The sequence below is a fragment of the Fuscovulum ytuae genome (assembly GCF_029953595.1).
Lineage (GTDB): Bacteria > Pseudomonadota > Alphaproteobacteria > Rhodobacterales > Rhodobacteraceae > Paragemmobacter > Paragemmobacter ytuae.
Genome location: NZ_CP124535.1, coordinates 53,710 through 75,669 on the forward strand (window position 1 = coordinate 53,710; position 21,960 = coordinate 75,669).

Annotated in this window: 18 protein-coding genes and 1 tRNA gene; 6 read left to right on the plus strand and 13 right to left on the minus strand. The window is 64.3% G+C overall.

What is annotated here, in order from left to right; genetic code table 11:
* Positions 1–49: 49 nt before the first annotated feature.
* The 3 genes from QF092_RS00260 to QF092_RS00270 all read right to left on the minus strand — a co-directional run bounded on the left by QF092_RS00260 (position 50) and on the right by QF092_RS00270 (position 2,396).
* On the minus strand, positions 50–1,249 hold the full coding sequence (locus QF092_RS00260) for a UbiH/UbiF family hydroxylase (protein WP_281466474.1): 1,200 nt from the start codon (positions 1,247–1,249) through the stop codon (positions 50–52).
* Between the two features lie 73 nt (positions 1,250–1,322).
* Complete coding sequence (locus QF092_RS00265) at positions 1,323–1,571, minus strand: hypothetical protein (RefSeq protein ID WP_281466476.1); 249 nt, start codon at positions 1,569–1,571, stop codon at positions 1,323–1,325.
* Between the two features lie 174 nt (positions 1,572–1,745).
* Positions 1,746–2,396: a pyrimidine 5'-nucleotidase gene (locus QF092_RS00270; protein WP_281466478.1), complete on the minus strand. Its 651-nt coding sequence runs from the start codon at positions 2,394–2,396 to the stop codon at positions 1,746–1,748.
* 150 nt (positions 2,397–2,546) lie between these two features.
* Between QF092_RS00270 and QF092_RS00275 the strand changes: the two genes are divergently transcribed.
* Complete coding sequence (locus QF092_RS00275) at positions 2,547–3,182, plus strand: GntR family transcriptional regulator (RefSeq protein ID WP_281466479.1); 636 nt, start codon at positions 2,547–2,549, stop codon at positions 3,180–3,182.
* Here QF092_RS00275 and QF092_RS00280 read toward each other — a convergent pair.
* Both QF092_RS00280 and carA read right to left on the minus strand, forming a co-directional pair.
* Positions 3,124–5,100 (minus strand): glycosyltransferase, encoded by a 1,977-nt coding sequence (locus QF092_RS00280; RefSeq protein ID WP_281466481.1) that lies wholly within the window; start codon positions 5,098–5,100, stop codon positions 3,124–3,126. The two genes, QF092_RS00275 and QF092_RS00280, sit on opposite strands and share 59 nt — an antisense overlap.
* 118 nt (positions 5,101–5,218) lie before the next feature.
* On the minus strand, positions 5,219–6,373 hold the full coding sequence (gene carA / locus QF092_RS00285) for a glutamine-hydrolyzing carbamoyl-phosphate synthase small subunit (RefSeq protein WP_281466483.1): 1,155 nt from the start codon (positions 6,371–6,373) through the stop codon (positions 5,219–5,221).
* 181 nt (positions 6,374–6,554) lie between these two features.
* Here carA and QF092_RS00290 point away from each other — a divergent pair, with 181 nt between their 5' ends.
* On the plus strand, positions 6,555–7,013 hold the full coding sequence (locus QF092_RS00290) for a GatB/YqeY domain-containing protein (RefSeq protein WP_281466485.1): 459 nt from the start codon (positions 6,555–6,557) through the stop codon (positions 7,011–7,013).
* A 63-nt stretch (positions 7,014–7,076) separates the two neighbouring features.
* Here the strand turns inward: QF092_RS00290 and QF092_RS00295 are convergent, their stop codons facing one another.
* The 8 genes from QF092_RS00295 to lipB all read right to left on the minus strand — a co-directional run bounded on the left by QF092_RS00295 (position 7,077) and on the right by lipB (position 15,552).
* Positions 7,077–7,958, minus strand: coding sequence for a bile acid:sodium symporter family protein (locus QF092_RS00295; RefSeq protein ID WP_281466486.1), 882 nt, complete (start codon positions 7,956–7,958; stop codon positions 7,077–7,079).
* Positions 7,959–7,961: 3 nt separating this feature from the next.
* Complete coding sequence (locus QF092_RS00300; protein WP_337250649.1) at positions 7,962–9,671, minus strand: AMP-binding protein; 1,710 nt, start codon at positions 9,669–9,671, stop codon at positions 7,962–7,964.
* A gap of 140 nt (positions 9,672–9,811) precedes the next feature.
* Entirely contained in the window at positions 9,812–10,303 is a 492-nt protein-coding gene (locus tag QF092_RS00305) for a DUF2244 domain-containing protein (RefSeq protein ID WP_281466489.1), read from the minus strand.
* Positions 10,304–10,586: 283 nt separating this feature from the next.
* Positions 10,587–12,266, minus strand: a complete 1,680-nt coding sequence (ctaD, locus tag QF092_RS00310; RefSeq protein WP_281466490.1) for a cytochrome c oxidase subunit I — start codon at positions 12,264–12,266, stop codon at positions 10,587–10,589.
* A gap of 239 nt (positions 12,267–12,505) precedes the next feature.
* Positions 12,506–12,913 carry a c-type cytochrome gene (locus QF092_RS00315; RefSeq protein WP_281466492.1) on the minus strand — a complete coding sequence of 136 codons (408 nt, stop codon included), beginning with the start codon at positions 12,911–12,913 and terminating at the stop codon, positions 12,506–12,508.
* Between the two features lie 134 nt (positions 12,914–13,047).
* On the minus strand, positions 13,048–13,845 hold the full coding sequence (locus QF092_RS00320; RefSeq protein ID WP_281466494.1) for a LytTR family DNA-binding domain-containing protein: 798 nt from the start codon (positions 13,843–13,845) through the stop codon (positions 13,048–13,050).
* Positions 13,846–14,034: 189 nt separating this feature from the next.
* Complete coding sequence (locus tag QF092_RS00325) at positions 14,035–14,808, minus strand: LytTR family DNA-binding domain-containing protein (RefSeq protein WP_281466496.1); 774 nt, start codon at positions 14,806–14,808, stop codon at positions 14,035–14,037.
* Positions 14,809–14,850: 42 nt separating this feature from the next.
* Positions 14,851–15,552 carry a lipoyl(octanoyl) transferase LipB gene (lipB, locus tag QF092_RS00330; RefSeq protein ID WP_281466498.1) on the minus strand — a complete coding sequence of 234 codons (702 nt, stop codon included), beginning with the start codon at positions 15,550–15,552 and terminating at the stop codon, positions 14,851–14,853.
* Positions 15,553–15,735: 183 nt separating this feature from the next.
* Here lipB and QF092_RS00335 point away from each other — a divergent pair, with 183 nt between their 5' ends.
* From QF092_RS00335 to QF092_RS00350, 4 genes are all read left to right on the plus strand, one after another.
* Positions 15,736–16,728: a class I SAM-dependent methyltransferase gene (locus QF092_RS00335; RefSeq protein ID WP_281466500.1), complete on the plus strand. Its 993-nt coding sequence runs from the start codon at positions 15,736–15,738 to the stop codon at positions 16,726–16,728.
* Positions 16,729–16,819: 91 nt separating this feature from the next.
* Positions 16,820–16,906: transfer RNA gene (locus tag QF092_RS00340), tRNA-Leu, on the plus strand.
* A gap of 273 nt (positions 16,907–17,179) precedes the next feature.
* Positions 17,180–20,548, plus strand: a complete 3,369-nt coding sequence (locus QF092_RS00345) for a Hint domain-containing protein (RefSeq protein ID WP_281466502.1) — start codon at positions 17,180–17,182, stop codon at positions 20,546–20,548.
* Between the two features lie 252 nt (positions 20,549–20,800).
* Entirely contained in the window at positions 20,801–21,904 is a 1,104-nt protein-coding gene (locus QF092_RS00350) for an ABC transporter ATP-binding protein (RefSeq protein WP_420026485.1), read from the plus strand.
* Positions 21,905–21,960: the final 56 nt, after the last annotated feature.

The following is a 21,960-nucleotide window of genomic DNA, read 5'->3' on the forward strand; positions in this document are numbered from 1 at the left end:
AAAGTTTCGGGACGGGTTGCCCGAGAATTTTCGCGAAAATTCTCGGGCGCTAGCGAATGCCGAGGCCCGCGCGCATCAGCGTCTTACGCACAGGCGCGACGGAGTAGAGCGCGTTCAGCGCCGTGGCGCGCAGGTCGCGCAAGCCTTGCGCGCCCATCATCGAGGCGCGGTTCAGCGCGTCGATGCCTGTGACCCGCGCCCGGACCTCGAAATGGCGGCTGCGGTGATAGGCGTCGAGCATCTTGGCGCTGCCAAGCTGTGTGCGGTCGGCCTGTGCGAGGTCGAGCAGCGCACGCAGATCGGCCAGTGACATGTTCAGCCCTTGTGCCCCGATGGGGGGGACGACATGCGCGGCTTCGGCCATCAGCGCGGTGCGTTCGCCGGCCATGCGGTCGGCGATCTGGCTGATGATGGGCCAAAGGGAGCGGCGGCTGACGAGGGTGAGCGGTCCGAGAATATGGCAGGAGCGGGCGTTCATCTCGGCCTCGAATGCCTCCACGGGGAGGGCGGCGAGGCGTTCGGCATTGGGGCCGGTCTCCATCCAGACGATGGCGGAGCAGGGCATCCCGTCGCGATCGGGCAGGGGGACGAGGGTGAAGGGGCCGCCGGAGCGGTGGATCTCGGTCGAGATGTTGCGATGTGGGATGGGGTGGGTGACGGCGAAGGCCAGCGCCTTTTGGCCATAGCGCGTGGTGGTCACGGGGATACCCAGCGCTTCGCGCATTGTGGAGTTGCGGCCATCGGCGGCGATCACGAGGCGGGCGGCGATGCGGCGGCCGTCGGAGAGGGTCGCGAGCGCCTCTGACTCACGCGTGAGCAGGTGGGTGGTGGCGAGGCCGGGGCGGAAGGCGACGTTGGGGAGGTCGCCAAGGCGGGCGACCATCTCGCGCCGCAGGAGCCAGTTGGGCAGGTTCCAGCCGAAGGGTTGGTCCGAGATGTCGGCCGCGTCAAAATCCTTGACGATGCGGGGGTCGGGATATTCGCCGCCCGCGTCGATGATGCGCATGATTTGCAGCGGCGCGGCATGGGGGGCGAGGCGGTCCCAGAGGCCTGCGGCCTGCAAGACCGGGATCGAGGGTTGCAGGAAGGCGGTGGTGCGCAGGTCTGCGCCCGCATCCTCGGCCCGCGTGACGGGCGCTTCGGGATCGACACAGATCACGGAAAAGCCCGCCGATCCAAAGGCGGCGGCAGCTGTGAGGCCTGCAACGCCGCCGCCAGAGATCAGGATATCGGTGGTTTCGCGGGTCATGTTCGCCTCCGTCTTGCCAAAGAGATACGCCTGTGGCGCGCGAAGGCGAAGCGACAAAGTGCCCCTGCCGGGATCAGGGCAGGGTGATCCAGATCAGGAGCGTGAACATCACCGGCACGAAGGCCACGGCGGACAGGACGAGCGCGGCGAGGCCCCATGTCTGGATCGCGAGCACAAGGATCGTGAGAAGGATCGTCAGCACATAGTAGATCGTGCTGATGTCGCGCGAGATGTCGCGGGCGATATGGCCGATCACGGGCGTCGCGTGCAGGATGCGGCTGGCAAGGCTGGGCTGGGCGGGAACGGCAATGGCAAGGGACATCTGAGACTCCGGTTTCATCCTTGGCTATTTGGGGCCGTGGGGCGGAAAGTCCAAGGGGAATTGCTGCGGTGCGGCGTCGCAGGGACGGCGAAATCTGGCGCAGATTTCGCGACGATTTCTGGTGCAGAAATCGGCACCCGGCCGGGGCGTGAGGGTTTCGCGCCAAAGGCCGATTCAGCGCTGGATCAGCTGGGCGAGGAAAGCCGACAGGTCGGGGCTGTGGTGGTGGATATGGTCCGCCGGTTCGGGTTCCGGGGCGATATGGACGGTGCGCATCCCCATCGCATGTGGCGCGGCAAGGTTGCGGGCGTCATCTTCGAACATGGCGGCAGTGGCGGGATCAAGGCCGTCCAGCGTGAAGACCGTCTCGAAGGCCTGCCGTTCGGGTTTCGGGCGGTAATTCGCATGTTCCACGCCATAGACCGCATCGAAAAGGCCGGTCAGGCCGCGCGCTTTTAGCACGCGATGGGCATAGGGCGTATCGGCATTGGTGTAGACGATGCGGCGGCCGGGCAGGGCGGCGATGCGATCGGCCAAGGCCGGATCGGGCGACAGAACCGAAAAGTCGATGTCATGGACATCGGCCAAATACGCATCGGGGTCGATGCGATGCTCGGCCATCAGGCCCGCGAGCGTGGTGCCGTAGAGCCGCCAATAGGAGGCGCGCAGATGATCGGCATGATCGCGGTCGACGCCCAAGGCCTGCATCACCCAATTGGTCATGCGCACCTCAATCTGATCGAAGAGGCGCATATGCGGTGGGTAAAGCGTGTTGTCGAGGTCGAAGACCCAAGTGCGGATATGGCGGAACTGTTCTGCTGGCATGGCGCTTAGGTAGCCCGGACGGGCAGGCGCGGCAATGGGCGCGGCAAAGCGGGCTGTTGATCGGGGGCGGGACGCTGGATAGTGTCAGGCACGGTATACAATCGTATCCGGCCGTGAAGGGCCCGGAGCGGTGAGAGGGACGGAGGCGACGTGCAGAAAGATGCCTATACGCTGATCCTCGAGGCGATCGAAGCGGGGCTTTACAAGCCCGGTGATCGGCTGGTGGAATCGGAACTGGCAGAGCGGTTGGGCGTATCGCGCACGCCGGTGCGCGAGGCTTTGCAGCGGCTGGAGACGCAGGCGATGCTGACGCGGGACGGGCGCAGCCTGATTGTCGCATCGCTGGACCATAATCAATTGGCCGAGCTTTATGCGGTGCGGACCGAGTTGGAGGGGCTGGCTGCGCGGCTGGCGGCGCGACATGCGACGGATGAGGAAATCCGCGTCTTGAAGGGCATGGTGGAGGATGACCGCACGCTCCTTGGGGGCGATCCGAAACTGTTAAGCCGGGCGAACAAGCGGTTTCACAAGCAGATTCATCTGGCCAGCCATAACCGGTTTCTGGTGCAGCAGTTGGACCTTGTGCATCGGTCCATGGCCTTGATGGCCAACACGTCCTTTGCCGCCGAGGGGCGCGACGAGGTGGCGCTGGCCGAGCATGACCAGATCGTGCGGGCGATTGAGGGACGGGATGGCGAGGCGGCCTATCAGGCGCTGCGCCAGCATATCAGCAAGGCCTTTGAGACGCGGCTTCGGGTGGAGGCGGGCGAGATAAGGATGCGGTGACGGCTTCTTGCGGCGCTGCTTCGGTCTCTGGATCGGGGTCGTGGAATTGGCCGTGGCGGGTCTTGTCCCAGTGGAAGGGGCGCAGCGGTGCCTCACCGATTGCCTTGACGGTGGCGATGGTGCCCAAGAGCGCGTAGGGCTTCATCAAGAGAAGCCACCAAGCGGCGGCGTTATGCGTGGTGCGGCGCATGGCCAGATGGATGAAGGCGAAATCCGCGATCTTGATCAGGATGAGGGACAGCATCACCCAATCGGGCAGGCTGGCGGGTATGGATTGCAGGGCCGCGAAGGGCAGGCTGTAGCCCCATAACAACAGAATAAGGGGACCGAGCATCCCGGTGATGAGCGAGCCGAGAAGGAGGGCTTGCACCGCAAGGAAACGGCGCAGTCCCAGATCGCGCAACAGCACCACTGGCGCGCGCATATGGACGAGCCATGTCATCAGATAGCCCTTGGACCAGCGTGAGCGTTGTTTGATCCAGGGGCGGATGCGGCAGTTGGCCTCTTCCATCGTGGTGCTGTCGAGCGTGCCGATGCGCAGGCCCATGCGCGCAAGGCGGAGACCGAGATCGGCATCTTCGGTGACGTTATGGGCATCCCATCCCCCCGCCGCCTCGATCCGGTCGCGGCGCAGGAAAAGGGTGGTGCCGCCCAAGGGCATGGGCAAGTCAAGCCGTTCAAGCCCCGGCAGGAAGAGGCGGAACCAGAGCGCGTATTCCATGGTAAAGCAGCGCGCGATCCAGTTGGTGGAGGGGTTGTAGAAGTCGAGCGCCCCTTGCAGGCAGGCCAGATCGGGCGGGGCGGCGTCGAAGGCGGCGGCGACCTTGCGCAGTTGATCCGGGGCGGGGGCATCTTCGGCATCCCAGATCCCGATGATGTTGCCCCGGCAGAAATCGAGGCCGAAATTGAGGGCGCGGGGTTTGGTGCGGACACGGCCTTTGGGCACGGCGAGGACGCGCACGCCTTGCGGAAGGGGGGCCGAGGCGAGGGTCAGGCGGGTGGGGGTGTCGTCTTCCTCGGTCAGGATCAGGATGTCGAGGCGGTCGGCGGGATAGTCGATCCGGGCGATGCGTTTGAGGAGGCGGGTGGCAATCTCGGCCTCGCCATAAAGGGGGATGAGGACGGAGATGATAGGGAGAAGGTCGTCGGGCAGGGGCGGGGGCTGGAGGGCCGGGCCATGCCGAAGGGTGGCGATGCAGGCTGCGGCCTTGAGCAGGAAGAGCGCGTAGAGCGACAGGATGGCAAGGGCAAAGAGGACGGGCAGCGCGCGATCAGCGCCCAAGGCGAGGCCAGAGGCGAGGGCGAGGAAGAGGAGTGCGAAGGCCACCGCGATGGCGCGGTGGTTCAGGCTGCGGGCGCTGTGACGCGGGGCGAGGCTGTATTCGGCGGCTTCGGTCAGGGCGTCGCTGGCATGGGCGAGCAGGGCTGCCTCGATCCGGTCGCGGGGGCAGGGAAGGGGGCGGATGGCGGGGCCGAAGGCTGCGGCAAGCGCGGTGCGGTGGGTTTCGAAACCGGCGGGACTGGCGGTGAGGATGAGGGTTTCCCCATCGCGGACCTGCCATGGCAAAAGGCCGTGGCGCAGGCAGAGGCGGGCGGTGTAGCGGGCGATCAGGTTCTGGTCCGGGGGGACGGCGACGGGGTCGAAGACGGGGGCAAAGGCGCGGGGGCGGGCCAGATCGGCGGGGTGGAGGAAGGCGGCAGGCGCCTCGGCCAGGCCATGGGGTGAGGCGGTGGCGCTGCGGTCCGACGGGGTGCCGGGGCCGAAGGGGGCAAGGCCGGGGGCAAGGCCCGTGGTCAGGCGCACGGGCGCGACGGCGGGAAGGCCTGCGCTGCGGCGACGGGCGATGCGGACGGCGTCATCTTTCGGGCGCAGAGGAAGTGCCGCGCCGATCGGACGATCGGGAGGTGTGGGGGGCATTGGTCTGGCTCCTGCGTGGGGGCCAGATTTGACGGAACACAGTTAAAGCGTGCTTAACGCCACAAGATTTTCGCGCAGGGCTTGTGCTCTGCGATCCGATCCCAGACCGTTGCCCGGATCAGGCGGCGCGCCTTTCGCGCAGGGCGGCGGCGAAGCGTTCGAAGAGGTAATAGCTGTCTTGCGGGCCGGGCGAGGCCTCGGGGTGGTACTGGACCGAGAAGATCGGCTTCCCATCCACTGCGATGCCGCAATTGGACCCATCGAAAAGAGAGACATGCGTCTCGCTTACCCCTTTCGGCAAGGTCTGGCTGTCCACGGTGAAGCCGTGGTTCATCGAGGTGATTTCCACCTTGCCGGTAGTGAGGTCCTTGACGGGGTGGTTCGCGCCATGATGGCCGTGGTTCATCTTGACGGTCTTGGCCCCGAGCGCGAGGGCGAGCATCTGGTGGCCAAGGCAGATGCCGAACAGCGGCAGGTCGCGGGCGAGAACGCCTTGGATCATCGGGACGGCATATTCGCCCGTGGCGGCGGGGTCGCCGGGGCCGTTCGACAGGAACACGCCTTCGGGGTTGAGGGCCAGCACATCTTCGGCCGTCGCGGTGGCGGGCAGGACGGTCACGTCACAACCGGCCGAGGCAAGGCAGCGCAGGATATTGCGTTTCGCGCCATAGTCGATGGCGACAACGCGGAAGCCATCACCCTTGCGTTCGGTATAGCCTTCAGGCCAAGCCCAGCGCATTTCGTTCCAGCGGTAGGATTGGGTGCAGGTGACATCCTTGGCAAGGTCAAGGCCGACAAGGCCTTTCCAGCCGCGCGCCTTGGCGACAAGGGCGGCGATGTCGAAATTGCCTTCGGGATCATGGGCCAGTGCCACATGGGGCGCGCCCTGCTGGCGAATGGCGCGGGTCAGGCGACGCGTGTCGATCCCGCCAATGCCGATGCGGCCTTTCTGGGTCAGCCATTGGGTCAATTCGCCCGTGGCGCGCCAGTTGGACGGTTCGGTCGGGTCCCATTTCACCACCATGCCGGCGGCGACGGGGGTGGCGGTTTCGTCATCCTCGGGGGTGACGCCGACATTGCCGACATGGGGGAAGGTGAAGGTCACGACCTGCCCAGCATAGGAAGGGTCGGTCATGATTTCCTGATAGCCGGTCATCGCGGTGTTGAACACAAGTTCGGCCACCGTTTCGCCGGTCGCGCCGAAGCCCTTGCCGTAGAAGATGGTTCCGTCCGAGAGAGCGAGACATGCGGTCGGTTTCGCAGAAGCGGGCATGGGCGACTCTCCTATCGGCAAATTGCGCGGACACTAGTTGCGATGGGGGGCGGGGTCAAGGCTTTGGGGCAAAAGGAATATGCATGAATTTCAATGGGTTGTTATGGAAGCGCGCAGTTGTGGCGCGGCGCGGGACAGGCTATGGTGGCGCTTCATGCCAACCTTTGGGGAAAGGTGACCGATGTCTTTGCGCGAAAGGCTGCAAGCCGCGCTGAAAGAGGCGATGAAGGCGAAAGAGGCGGAGCGGCTGTCTACGCTGCGCCTGATCAATGCCGCCATCAAGGATCGCGAGATCGCCAGCCGGGGCGAAGGCACCGAGATGGAGGTGGGCGATCCCGAGATTCTTGCCATCATGGGGAAGATGGTCAAGCAACGTCAGGAAAGCGTGCGCGCCTATGAAGAGGGCGGGCGGCTGGAACTGGCCGAGAAAGAGATGAACGAGATCAAGGTGATCGAGGAATTCCTTCCGCGTCAGTTGACCGCCGATGAGGTGGAGGCGGCGATCAAGGCCGCGATTGGGGAAGTGGGGGCCAGCGGCATCCGCGACATGGGGCGCGTGATGGCGGTTCTGAAGGGAAAATATACCGGCCAGATGGATTTTGGCGCGGTGGGGCCGAAGGTGAAGGACCTGCTGGCCTGAGATTGTGGTTCATCTTATGGGGGGGCGGGTGCCGGGTGGCGCCCGCCCCTTTCATTTGCCGACCTAGAGCAGCGATTTCGGCAAGGCTTGCTGTGACCGTGCGTCGATGCGGCGGAACCAGAAGGTCAGCAGGCTGGAACTGATCACGATGAAAAGGGAGTAGAGCACGGGGATGGCGAGGATCTCTTGCTGTTCGGTGCCTGCGAAGGTCAGCACGACAAGAGCCACGGCCAAGGGGCCGTTCTGGATGCCCGTCTCCATCGCCACGGTGCGCGCGTCGCGCGGTGTCTGGCGCATGAGGCGCGACAGGCCATAGCCGAAGAGAAAGCCAAAAAGCCCAAGGCCGATGGCGGCGACGAAGACCGAAGCGGGGGTTCCCAGCAGAAAGCCCCAATTGCGCGGCACCCAAGACACCAGCAGGAAAAGGATGAAGATGATCCCCAGCGCGGAGCCGCCGAGTTCCACCAGCGCCCCCACATTGGCATTCCAGCGCCGGAGCGCCATGCCAATGGCCACGGGCACGAGCAAAAGGACAAGGGTGACGATGATGTTTTCCGCCGGGATGGCGACATTCAGGCCGGCGGCATAGACAACCAGAAGGATGGGGATCAAAAGCACGCCAAACAGGGTGGAATTCACCGTCATCAGCACCGAAAGCGCCAGATTGCCCTTGGAGAAATAGGTGAAGATGTTCGAGGTCGTTCCCCCCGGCATGCAGCCCATGATGAGAAGGCCGATCTTGACGGGTTCGCTGACCGGCAGGGTCAGGGCGAGGGTGACGGCGATCAGCGGCATGAAGCCGTATTGCGACATCAGCCCAATGAACAGCCCTTGGGGCCGTTTGAGCGCCGAGGTAAAATCGCGCGGGGTGAGAGAGGCCCCCATGCCCAGCATGATGACAGCGATCATCAGCGCGAGGATGGCCTGTTCCAGCGGTCCGACCATGGTTCAGGCCCCTTTCATCTGGGAAAGCGCCTCGTCCCGCAGACTGCGGCGCAGGATCTTGCCGACATTGGTCTTGGGCAGATCGTCTCGGAAATGGATCTGGCGGGGCACCTTGTAGGCGGTGAGGCTTTCCTTGCAATGCGCGCGCAGGTCGGCCTCGGTCACGCCGGGGTCGCGGAGGACGACATAGGCGCGGACCAGTTCGCCCGCCGCGCCATCGGGCACGCCGATCACGGCGCATTCCTGCACGGCGGGGTGGCGGGCGAGGCAATCCTCCACCTCGTTCGGGTAGACGTTGAAGCCTGAAACGAGGATCATGTCCTTCTTGCGGTCGACGATGCGGAAATAGCCGTCATCGTCCATCACCGCGATATCGCCGGTGCGCAGGAACCCCTTGGCGCAGAGGACAGCGGAGGTTTCATCCGGGCGGTTCCAGTAGCCCTGCATGACCTGCGGGCCACGGATGGCGAATTCGCCGGGGGTGCCGGGGGGCACGTCTTGCCCATCTTCATCCAGCAGGCGGACATCGGTCGAGGGCATGGGGATGCCGATGGAGCCGCGCCGTGCCGCGCCGATCGGGTTGCCGGTGGCGACGGGTGAGGTTTCGGTCAGGCCATAGCCTTCGACGATCTCGGTCCCGGTCAGGCTGTGCCAGCGGTCGGCCACGGCCCCATGCAGCGCCATGCCCCCCGCGAAGGAGGCCTTGAGGTGGCGGGGTGGATTGTCGGTGAACCAATACTCGTTCATCAGCCCGTTAAAGAGCGTGTTGACCCCGATGATCCAGGTGATCGGATAATTTTCGAACGCCCGTTTCAGGTTCGACAGAGGGCGGGGGTTCGGGATCAGCAGGTTCCGCGCCCCCAGATGGAAAAAGCCCAGAAGGTTCAAGGTAAAGGCAAGGATGTGATAGGTGGGGATGGCGGTCAGGACGACCTCTTTGCCCGGCGCGACATGCGGATTGATGAAGGTCATGGCCTGCGCCATGTTCATCAGGAGGTTGCGATGTGTCAGGATCGCGCCCTTGGCCACGCCCGTGGTGCCTCCGGTATATTGCAGCACGGCGATGGCGGTTTCCGAAAGGTCCGCATCATAGGCCTTGCGGGGCAGGCGTGCCCCTTCAGCAAGCACCTCGGGCAGACGCTCATGCGCGAAGGGGATGGCGGGAATGGAGCGGTCCCAATGTTTTTGCACCAGACCGATCACCCCGCGCACGGGACGCGGCATCAACTCGGCCACACGGGTGACAACGACGCGTGGCAGGGGGACGCTGCGGCCCGCTTCGGCCAGCTTGTCGCAGAACATGTCGGTGATGACGATCACCTTGGGGCCGGCATCGGCGATCTGATGCGCCATCTCGGCTGCCGTATAGAGCGGGTTGACGTTGACCAGCACGCAGCCCGCCTTGAACACGCCGAAAGCCACCACCGGCACGGTCAGGGAATTGGGCGTTTGCAGCGCGACACGATCCCCCGTCTGGACCCCCGCCACCTCGCGCAGCCAAGCGGCGAAGGCGTCAGAGAGACGGTCCACCTCGGCAAAGCTGAGGTCGCCATACATGCCATTGGGCATGACGACGGTATAGGCGGTGCGGTCACCTTCGCGGGCGGCGGTGTCGCGCACCAATTGGCCAAGGGTTCGGGCGAGGGGGGCGGTCACTTCGGCGGGCACGCCTGATGGATAGGCCCCCGCCCAGGGGCGCAATGCTATGGTCACGTCTGTCTCCTCCCAAGGGCCGTTCAGTGGCGGGTCTGCGCCCGCTTCAACTGGTTAATTTGGGGATCGGCAGGCGGTCTGGAAAGGGGGTTCCCCCGCCTTTTGCAGCAAGTGACGTTACGGCGTTATGCCAACAGCTTCTAACGGAGGCGGGCAAGCCGTTCTGACAATTCGTCATGCAGGGAAAGGCGTTCGGACTCGGACAGAAAGGCCCCCAACTCTACCTCGCGGCTGTTGCCCTTGAGCGTCAGGTAATTCGGCACCGGCCCCCCGGTCAGATGCAGCTGGACCGAGACCCAATAGGGATTGGCCTGCCAATCCTGCCTGCGCCCCCTTGGCCCATGCCGAATGAGCGAGACAGAGTCGCGACTGAGGGTGAGGTCCTCCACAATCTCGGCATCCTTGTAGGACCGGGCGAGGGCGGCCCACATTCCCCAGATCGCTAGCGCGAAAAAGGGCAGGATGCCCCAAAGGACAGGGGAGCCAAGGACCGAGAGCATGGGGACAAGGATCAGCGCACAGGTCGCCCCAATGAAAAGGACAAAACCCTTTCGGGGCAGGGATCGGTAAGGCCAGAGATGCAGGCGGGCCTGCGTGTCATCGGCGGAAGGAGGCAACCATTCGTAAGGCATGCAGGGCAGCTTAGTGTCGGTTCTAGCGAAGAAAAGGGGGGTGCGGCAGGTCTACACACCCCGTTATTGTTAACGCGCGCGGCGCGGGGCGGCCAAGGTGAAATCACCGCACCCTCCTGCCCTTGCCCCTTTGTTTTCTGTCGAAAGATATCCTCGGGGGGGGAGGGGTCGCGCATCCCCCCGGTGACGCCTGCCACGCCGCAGTGATTCCTACATGTCAAGAAAAAGGCCCCGGATTTCTCTGGGGCCTTCTTTGCGTCCTGTCGGTTCTTTGGGTCTTGCCTTAGTGGGCGTGGCCCTTGTCCCAATCCGATTGCTTGGGCAGCGTTTCGAACGTGTGTTCCGGCGGCGGGGAGGACAGGGTCCATTCCAGCGTGTCGGCATGTTCGTTCCAGTAGTTGTTCTCGGTCACCCGCTTGCCGAACTTCAGGGTGTAGAACACCACACCGATGAAGAAGACGAAGGACGAGAAGGCGATCATCGCGCCGATGGACGACCACCAGTTCCAGTAGGCAAAAGCCTCTGGGTAGTCGATGTAGCGGCGCGGCATGCCCTGACGGCCAAGGAAGTGCTGCGGGAAGAAGGTCAGGTTCGACCCGATGAACATCGCCCAGAAGTGCAGCTTGCCCGCCCATTCAGGGTATTGGCGGCCCGACATCTTGCCCATCCAGTAGTAGATGCCCGCGAAGATGCCGAAGACGGCGCCGAGCGACATCACATAGTGGAAGTGCGCCACGACGTAGTAGGTGTCGTGATAGGCGCGGTCGACACCGGCCTGGCTCAGCACGATGCCCGTGACGCCGCCGACGGTGAAGAGGAAGAGGAAGCCGAAGGCCCAGAGCATCGGGGTTTCAAAGCTGACCGAACCGCCCCACATCGTCGCGATCCACGAGAAGATCTTGATGCCGGTGGGCACCGCGATCACCATCGTGGCGAGCATGAAGTAGGACTGCTGCTGCAGCGACATGCCCACCGTATACATGTGGTGCGCCCAGACGACGAAGCCCAGCACCCCGATCGCCACCATCGCATAGACCATCGGCAGGTAGCCGAAGATCGGCTTGCGCGAGAAGGTCGCGATGACTTGGGAGATGATCCCGAAGGCGGGCAGGATGATGATGTAGACTTCCGGGTGGCCGAAGAACCACAGGATGTGCTGATAGAGGATCGGGTCACCGCCGCCCGAGGGCGTGAAGAAGGTGGTGCCGAAGTTCCGGTCCGTCAGCAGCATGGTGATCGCGCCCGCCAGAACCGGCAGGGCCAGAAGGATCAGCCAGGAGGTGACGAAGATCGACCAGGCAAAGAGCGGCACCTTGTGCATCGTCATGCCCGGCGCGCGCATGTTCAGGAAGGTGGTGATCATGTTGATCGCGCCGAGGATCGAGGACGCACCCGACAGGTGCACCGCGAAGATGGCGAGGTCCATGGCGTAGCCGCCTTCGGCCGTGGTCGAGAGCGGCGGGTAGAGAACCCAGCCCACGCCCGCGCCCGACCCCAGTTCGCCGCCGCCACCGGGGGCGAAGAGCGAGGCCACGGCGAGCGAGGTGCCCGCGACGTAAAGCCAGTAGGACAGGTTGTTCATGCGCGGGAAAGCCATGTCCGGCGCGCCGATCTGGAGCGGCATGAAGTAGTTGCCAAAGCCCCCGAAGAGTGCGGGGATCACCACGAAGAACATCATCAGGATGCCGTGGGCGGTGATCGTTACGTTCCAGATATGGCCGTTGGGCGTGCAGGTCGCGGCGGCATCGGCCACCAGACGCAGGCCTTCCTGGCACATGTACTGGACGCCGGGATTCATCAACTCCATCCGCATGTAGACGGTGAAGATGACCGAGATCAGGCCGACGATGCCGCCGGTGAAGAGGTAGAGGATCCCGATGTCCTTGTGGTTCGTCGACATGAACCAGCGGGTGAAGAAGCCCCGCTCGTCATGTTCGTGGCCATGAATGGCTGCGTCCGCCATTGGCGTCTCCCGTTCTTGCGCTGTCCGCGGGTTTTCCCGTCGGCCGTGTTCCCTTGCGTCCGGCTCCGCAGGGCGGAGTCGGGGCGACGGTCAGGTGATAGCCCGCGCGCGGGGATGAGGCAACGGAGGAAATTGATCCAGATCAAGATGAAACGTCGCAGGGCCGGGGGAAGGGGTGGCATGGAAAAGGGGCGCGTGGCCTTGGCCGCGCGCCCCTTTCCTGTCTGTTGAGGGTCTTGTTATTTCAGCGTGGCAAGGTAGGCGGCCATGTCTTCGCCACCCTTCGCCAGTTTGAAAGACATCTTGGATTTCGCGGCGGCGTCGCCGGTCTGTTCCTTGAGCCACTTGGTCGGATCGACGAGATAGGCGGCGATCATCGCCTCGTCCCAGACGGCGCCGCTGGCCCCGACGGCGACGATCGAGTCGCCATAGGCGTAGCCTTCAAGGCCGCCAACGGTGCGGCCCAGGATGCCGAAGAGATTGGGGCCGGTCTTGCCGCCCTTGACGATCTCGGTCCCGTCGGCGGCGATGATCGCGTGGCAGGCCTTGCATTTCTTGAAATCGGCCTCGCCTTTCGCGGCATCCTGCGCGAAGGCGGGCGCGGTGAGGGTGGCGAGCGTGAGGGCGGCGATGAGGGTCCGGGTCATGGTCTTCCTTTTGGGCTTGGGGCCGCCCGACCAAGGGTCTTGGCAGGGCGGTTGGATGATGCGGTGCGCAAGGTGGCCCGAGGCGCTATGGGAGGCAATCCGTGCAAAGGTCGCATTTGCCGCGCCCGCGCATATCAGCGGGGCGGCAGGAGGCCCGCCTCTTCCAGCGCGGGGACATTGGCGCGGCTGACGGGAATTTCCCGGCCATCGGTCGTGGTGACAACGGCGCGGGGGCCATCGCGTTGCGTGGCGGCGATGCGGTCAATCGCCACCCAATGCGACCTGTGCAGGCGCAGGCCCGGGGTGGGTGCCGCCTCGGCAATCGCGTCGGAAAAGCGCAACAGGATCATTGCGCTGCCTTGATCTGTGGTGACGCGGGTGTAATGGTCCGTCGCCTCGAGCGAGATGAGGGGGCCGCGCTGGTCTTCGGGCAACCGGTCCAGAAGCCGGGGGCGGCCTGTGTAAGGCGGCAGGACGGGGCCTGTGGGGCGGTCGGCGAAGAAGCCCAGATAGGTTGCGAAAGAGATCACCGTCGAGATCGCGAGGATAGAGAGGGCGAGGGGGCCATCCTCAATCGACAGGTCGCCGGGCGAGAGGAACACGGCGTTCACGGTGAAGACGATGGCCGCCACGGGCAGGCCGCAGACCACGCCCGAAAAGAGCGAGGCCAGCCATTTCGGCACGCCATAGGCGTGGATCACGTCGCAGCCGACGAAGCCAACGACAAAGCCGACAGTGCCCGTCGTCACCACGATCAAGGGCCAGTAGATCAGACGGAGCGGAATGGACAGGCTGGCCGCCGTGCCGAAGGGGCCAGCCAGAGCCAGCACCGCCGAGAGGGCGCAGAGAAAGACCCAGAAGACCTTGCTGCGCAGGATCGGACGGATTTCGTCCATCGAGGTCGAGATGATCGGGGCGGGGATCAGGGCCATGGTCGTGTCAGGCGGTCTTTTGGTCCGGGTCCGGGCGTTGTTGCGATGCCGCCCTTATGCGGGCGGTCGCGGGACGGCGTCGTTCAAAGCAGGCACTTGGAAAGCGAGCACTGAGAGAGCGAGCACTGGTCAGGTTTATCCGACTGATAGTTTAAGGACTTTATGCTTTTGCGCAAGGCAGAGTGCGGGTCAGCCCTGTGGGAGACGGCCTGCTGCCTGAAGCGCGGGCACATTCGCACGGCTGACAGGGATGTCGCGGCCATCGCTGGTTGTGACGACGGCGCGGGGGCCGTCGCGGCGCACGGCGGCGATACGATCAAGCGCCACCCAGTGCGACCGATGCACGCGCAGGCCGGGGGTCGGCGCTGCCTCGGCGATGGCGTCGGCGAAGCGCAGAAGGATCATCACGCTGCCCTGATCGGTGGTGACGCGGGTGTAATGGTCGGTCGCCTCAAGCGAGATCAGGGGGGCGCGAAGGTCGGCGGGAAGGCGTTCAAGAAGGCGGGGGGATGGCTCGGACGCAGTGGCGGCAGTATCGGCGGGGGCCGGCGTTTCGGGGAGCCTGTGAAAGGCCAAGGTGACCGCGAAACTGATGGCGATGGAGATTCCGATGAGCGAGAGCGACAAGGGGATCGGATCAAGCGCGAGATCGCCGGGGGCCAGCAGGATGGCATTCGCGCCATGGACAAGGACGGTGATTGGCAGGCCCGTCAACGCCCCGGCGAACATCCCGGCGGGCAGATCGGAAAGGCCAAGGCGGCGCAGGCCTGCGGAAAAGGCCCGCGAACAAAGCAGGCCAAATGGCCCAGTCAGATAGACCATGAACAGCCAATAGGCGATGCGGGGAAGAAGGGGCAGGCTTGTGACCGTTCCGAAGGGCCCCGCGACGCCCAGAACCAGGCCCAAACCCGTGAGGCCGGCCCAGAAGCGCCGGTCCCGAAGGATAACATATGCAGATTCCATGTTGTTTACATGTGATTAATCTCGCTGAAAGTGCAAGCGGGATTAGCCTATTGTGCAACTGGCCGGGGCGCGGCCATCGGGTTGCAGCGGTGCGCCTTCGGGGAAAAAGCGGGGGAAGGTGGCCATCAGGGCCGCGTCAAGATCGGCCATGGTGACGGGAAGGCCCAGATCGACAAGGCTTGTCACGCCATGATCGGCGATCCCGCAGGGAATGATGCCGGAAAAATGCGACAGGTCGGGTTCCACATTGATGGAAATGCCGTGAAAGCTGATCCAGCGGCGAAGTTTTACGCCGATGGCCGCGATCTTGTCTTCGGCGGGTGTGCCGTCGGCATTGGGCGCGCGGTCGGGGCGGGTGACCCAGACCCCGACGCGGCCGGGGCGGATTTCCCCTTTCACGTTGAATTCGGCAAGGGTTGCGATGACCCAGTTTTCCAAGGCTCGGACGAAGCAGCGCACATCGCGCCCGCGCGCGCCGACGTCGAGCATGCAATAGATCACCCGCTGACCGGGGCCGTGATAGGTATATTGCCCACCGCGCCCTGTTTCATGCACGGGAAAACGATCGGGATCGACGAGATCGGCACGTTTGGCCGAGGTTCCGGCAGTGTAGAGCGGGGGGTGTTCCAGAAGCCAGATCGCCTCGGGCGCGGTGCCTTGGGCGATTTCGGCCACGCGCGCCTCCATCGCGGCGAGGGTGGGCAGATAGGGGCTTAGGCCCGGAAGATGGGTCCATTCGACCATAATGCGATGGGGCGGGACGGCCCCCTCCTTTGACTTGGCCTTATAGATATGGGGGCTTGCCGTCGGTGTCACGGGGCAATGCGGGGCGGGGCGCAGGGTGCAGTGGGTGTATTCTCTCTTGTGCCGGGCGGAAAGCTGGCGCAGATGGCGGGCAGGAATGGGACGAAACGAAGGGGGGCGGCCATGTCATCGGGCTGCGTGCTGTGCGGGGCGAAGGGAACAGAGGTGGTTTCCCGAACGGATCGCCATGGGCAACCCCTGATGACCGTGCTGTGTTCCGGCTGTGGTGTGCTGCGGAACGACCCAGTGCCGACGCCGGAGGAGCTGGATCGGTTTTACCGGAAGGATTACCGCGAAAGCTATAAAGGGGCGACAGAGCCGCGCCTGCGGCAGGTCTGGCGCAATCTGGAGCGGCTGAAGGTTCATTTCATCGAATTCCGCGACATCTATTCGCGCGGCGGTGACTGGCTTGATCTGGGATCGGGGAGCGGGGAGTTCACCTTTCTGGGCAAGCATCTGGGCGCGGAGATGACGGCTGTGGAGCCGCATGAAGGCTATGCCGCCTATTGCCGGGAAAAACTGGATCTGGATGTGGCGGGGCGGACGCTGGAGGAATGCGATTTCCCCGAAGGCCGTTTCGACCTGATCCGGCTGAGCCATGTTTTGGAACATATGCGCGATCCGGTGGCGTCTTTGACCACCCTGCGCGGCTGGCTGCGGCCCGGTGGCGTTCTGTATATCGAGGTGCCCAATATTGAGGCCGAGGCACGCAACAAGTTGCAGGGCCGGATGTTCCATTTCGGGCATATCTACAATTACAACCCAGTGACATTGCGCCATGTGGCGGCGCGGGCGGGGTTGGTGGAACTGCCCGAGACGGCGGCGCGGTGCGCGGGGCGTTGCGTGGGGTTCTTTACGGCGGGCGAGGGCGGGGTGCAGCCGGATCAGGCGCTGATCGCCAATGCCGACCGGATGCGCGAGGCGATGCGGGCGCATAATGCCCGCCGCCTGCCGGAGCCAGAGGATGGGACGGCGCTGGGCCGGTTCCTGCGGACGATGACGGCGCGGCTGCGCGAGGCGCGGTCTGGGCAGCGGATGAAGACGCATCGCGCCATCGCCGATGCCGCCGCGGCCGATCTGGAACGCAGTCTGAAGCGGCTGATGGGGCGTGATTGAGGCGCCCCGGCGGGGCGCTGAAGGGGGGCTGATTTTTCCTCTTTCCTTCCCCTTGGCGCTTCGCTAAACAGCCGCCACCAAGCTGGATCGTGCGGATGTGGCGGAATTGGTAGACGCGCAGCGTTGAGGTCGCTGTGGGGTAACTCCCGTGAAGGTTCGAGTCCTTTCATCCGCACCATCCGGCTGGTTGAACGGCCTGATCGGCAGCTAGAAATCCCCTTCCCAGACATTAAGCAGACCAAGCCGCACCGCGTGCGGTGCCGCGGTTTGGCGTTCACTCCTGCGGCGGGGATGGGGCCGGATCACTGCCAAAGGCGGCATTTCCCATACTTTTGGTCATAATTGCCACAATTCGGCCATATTTAGCACCCCTAAGAATAGGTTAACCCGGCGGTAGCCCGGGATTTGTCCAGCCCGGCGAAAGATCGGGTGGCGTGGCGCGAGCGGTAGAATGGCCACTTATGTGATCGACGGCTATGCCGTCGGTGCCATTGCAGTCACGGGGGGAGGCACCCCCGTTGCCGGGTCAACCTTTCGGTTGGACCCGAATTGGTCGGCGTCTACTGCGGCGCTGACCATTACCGTCACGGATGACGATACGGGCTTTTCGGGATCGGCGGCGGCTGTTCTGGATGGAAGCCAGACCGGGGTTGTGGTGACGGCTTCGGGCGCGACGCTGGCATCGGGGACGATCCGGCTGGGGAATGGCTTTGCCGTCAGCGATCCGGTGGCGGGGGCGGTCACGCTTTATCAGGTGATCGTTGGCGGGACGGTGGTGGGCTATGTCGCCTCGGCCCCGTTGCAGCCGGGGGTGATGTATACGGTCGGGTCGGTCACGGCGACCACCGCGGCAGGCGTGCCCTATGGCAGCCTTGCGATGCTTGATCATGAACAGGCGGCCGACAATGCCCTGACTGGCGGAAGCGGCAATGACTCGCTGTCCGGGGGAGCGGGCAACGATACGCTGGACGGTGGCGCGGGGAATGACACGATCCTTGGCGGGTCCGGCAATGACGTGATCACGGGCGGGGCGGGAACCGACAGCCTGCTGGGCGAAGATGGCGACGACACATTCATCGTGACCGATGGCAGCGGCGTCGATTCCATCTTTGGCGGCGCTGGGAACGATACGATCAGTTTTGCCACCGCTTCAGTCGGGGTGAATGTCCAGTTCAGCGGGACGGGGAACGGGACGCAGGCGCTTGTTGGGGTTGGGGCGGTTGCCTTTACCGGGATCGAGGGGATCGAAGGCAGCGGGTTCAACGACACGCTGAATGCCGCGTCGAGCGGGGGCGATGTCACGCTTTCGGGGAATGGCGGGGCGGATACGATCACCGGCGGGGGCGGGGCGGATGCCCTGTTCGGCGGTGCGGATGACGACTCGATCCTTGGGAATGCCGGGGCGGACCTGATCGATGGGGGCGACGGGTCGGACCGCCTGTTCGGCGGGACGGGTGACAATATTCTGTTCGGCGGGGCCGGGGATGACCGGTTGGAAGCGTCGACCGGCGATGACATCTTGGTCGGCGGCGCGGGCAGTGACAGCCTCTTTGCCGGGGACGGGGCCGATGTTCTGGACGGGGGCGACGACGCGGACTCGCTTTATGGCGGGAACGGCGCGGATGTTCTGGATGGCGGGGCCGGTGACGACCTCTTGGATGGCGGGTCGCAGAATGACACGATCCAGGGTGGTCTGGGCGATGACTCGCTCTTGGGTCAGGCAGGAAATGACCGCTTTCTCATGGAAGAGAACGGCGGTCGCGACACGCTGATCGGCGGGAGCGGCACTGATACGATCGACACCACGCTGATCACATCGGGCGTGACGATCAATTATACTTTCACCGGGTCGGGGACGTTCACGGCGGCCGGGACATCGGCCAGCATGTCTTCGATTGAAAGGGCGGTGACAGGCAGTGGCGATGACACGATCTTTGGCGGAACCGGGGCGGATTACGTAGAGACCGGCGACGGCACGGACAGCCTGTTCGGCGGGGGCGGGTCTGACACGTTCTTTGCCGGGGGCGGCAATGATCTGGTCGATGGCGGATCAAGCAGCGACACGCTTTATGGCGGGGATGGGGACGACACGCTGATCGGCGGGACGGGAAGCGATTCCCTTTTTGGCGATGAGGGCGATGATCGTTTCGTTATAAGGTCAAGCGACGGGTCGGACACGCTGTTTGGCGGGACCGGGAATGACACGCTTGATTTCAGTGGTTTCACCACGGCGGTGACGGCGAATTTCTCGGGGGCGGGGGCTGGTTCTGTCTCGAGCAGCGCGGGCACGACGTTCTTTTCCGAGATGGAAATCCTTGAGACCGGGTCAGGCAATGACACGATCAACGGGGGATCGGGGGCGGATACGGTCTTTGCCGGGGCGGGCAATGACCAGATCTTCGGCGGCGGCGGTGCGGATAGCCTGTTTGGCGGGGATGGGCGCGACCGGCTGGAAGGCGGGGATGGCAATGACACGCTGATCGGCGGAGCGGGGATCGATACCCTGTTCGGTGGGCGTGGGCTTGATATCATCGACTATTCCGCGTCGGATGCGGCGGTTAGCATCAATCTGCGGACATGGACGGCGCTGGGCGGAGATGCGCAGGGCGACGTGCTGGCCGGTGTGGATGGGGTGATCGGGTCAGCCTTTGACGATACGATCATCGGCTTTGACGATGAGAGTTCGAACCCTTCCGACTTTTATTACAACATCTTTGACGGCGGGGCCGGGAACGACCTGATCGAAGGTCGCGGCGGCAGCGACGCGCTGTTTGGCGGCGCTGACAATGACACGGTTCTTGGCGGCGACGGTAATGACACGGTCGAAGGCGGGGATGGCCAAGACATCCTGTTCGGCGATGCGGGCAATGACAGCGTCTTTGGCGGGGCCGGCAATGACACGATCGTCGGCGGGGCCGGGAATGACACGCTGGCCGGGGGGGAGGGGCGCGACGTCTTTGTCTTTTCCGGTGGCGGTGGAACGGATCAGATCAACGATCTGGACCTGACGCTTGTCGACGGGCAGTTCACGGACCGGATCGATGTGTCGGCCTTGGTCGATGCGCAGGGCAATCCGGTCAACTGGGCGGATGCGGTTGTCACCTCGGATGGGGCGGGCGGGGCGCTTGTCACCTTCCCCGGTGGCGAAGTTATCCGCCTTGTGGGGATCGACCCTGCGCTGATTTCGACAAAACCTGCGCTTGTTTCGCTGGGCGTGCCCTGTTTCGGGACGGGGACCTTGATCCTGACGGACCGTGGCGAGGTTCCGGTGGAGGCGATCCGGGCGGGGGATCGGGTGATGACGCTGGACCACGGGTTGCAGCCGGTGATCTGGGCGGGCGGGCGGCATCTGGACCGCGCCGCGCTGGAGGCGGAGCCGTTGTTGCGCCCGGTGTTGATCCGCGATGGGGCGATGGGGAACCGGGGCGATGTGATTGTGTCGCCGAATCATGCGGTTCTGGCCGAGGTGGAGGGGCGCGAGATGCTGGTGCGCGCCAAGCATCTGGCCGAGATGGGCGATCCGCGCTTCCGCATCGCCAAAGGGCGGCGGGAAGTGGGCTATCACCATCTGCTGTTGGAGCGCCATGGCATCGTCTTTGCGCAAGGCATGGCGACCGAGACATTGTATCCCGGTCCGATGGCGGTGGCCGCGCTGGGGCCGCAGGTCGCAGCCGAGATAGCGGCGGCCTTTCCGCTTTTGGCGCCCGTGCTGGCCGGGGTGGTGGAGGCGGAAGCCCTGTATGGTCAGCGGGCACGACCTGTGGCCAAGCGGAGGATGATTTTTCGGGCAGATCGAGGGGGGCTGCGCTCCGCGGCCTGAGGCAAATCGTCCCGATCCTTGCTGCGGCGCGGCGAGAGGCTGGTGCTGGTGGGCAGGCCAGAAGGCGATTTTCCCGCCCAACGCGATGAAACTGCCGCATTGGATGGCGAAGAGGTCGCAAATTGGCCTGTTGTCCCGCAATCGCGGATGATAGGCCCGAAGCATGACAAGCCGGTTGCAATGCGCCTAGGCATTGGCTTTAGTCATAAGAAGACGAGCGGGGAACCCGCCGACAAGACCGGGGAGATGCCATTGGCCGCCACGCGCCTGAACGACGGTTTCGTCGTATTTGACCATGTTCAAAAGAGCTATGACGGCGTTTCGCTTGTCGTGAAGGATTTGAACCTGACCATCGGCAAGGGCGAGTTCCTGACCATGCTTGGCCCGTCGGGCAGCGGCAAGACGACCTGCCTGATGATGCTGGCCGGGTTTGAGACGGCCACGAATGGCGAGATTCTGCTGGATGGTCGCCCGATCAATCAGGTTCCGCCGCATAAGCGCGGGATCGGGATGGTGTTCCAGAACTATGCGCTGTTTCCGCATATGACTGTGGGAGAGAACCTTGCCTTCCCCTTGGAAGTGCGGGGGATGGGCAAGTCCGAGCGCGAGGATAAGATCAAGCGCGCGCTGGACATGGTGCAGATGGGGGCCTTTGCCAACCGTCGTCCTGCCCAGCTTTCGGGTGGGCAGCAGCAGCGGATCGCGCTGGCGCGCGCGCTGGTTTTTGACCCGAAGCTTGTGCTGATGGACGAACCCCTTGGCGCTTTGGACAAGCAGCTGCGCGAACATATGCAGTTCGAGATCAAGCATCTGCATGAAAGCCTTGGGATCACCGTGGTCTATGTGACCCATGATCAGGGCGAGGCGCTGACGATGTCGGACCGGATCGCCGTGTTCAACGATGGGCGCATCCAGCAGCTGGCCCCGCCAGCCGACCTTTATGAGCGGCCCGACAACAGTTTCGTGGCGCAGTTCATTGGCGAGAACAATCGGCTGGAAGGCACGGTTGAGGAGATTCGCGACGGGCGCGCGCTGGTGAAGCTGGCGACGGGCGAGGTGATCGACGCGACGCCTGTGAACGTGCAGTCCGTGGGGCAGAAGACGCTGGTGTCGATCCGGCCTGAGAGGGTGGAGTTCAAGACCGACCTGCTGCCTGCGGATGCGCATCTGATCGAGGCTGAGGTGATCGAAGTTATCTATATGGGTGACCTGTTCCGCACCGTTCTGAAAGTGGCGGGCCATGATGACTTTGTCATCAAGAGCCGCAACACGCTGGGCCAGCGGGTGCTGACCCCCGGCGAGAAGATCAAGATCGGCTGGGCGCCGCAGGATGCGCGCGCGCTTGACCCGGTCTGACACACTGCCCTGCCCGAAAGGGCGGGCCAATGACAAGAGAGCAGTTCTGTTCAACA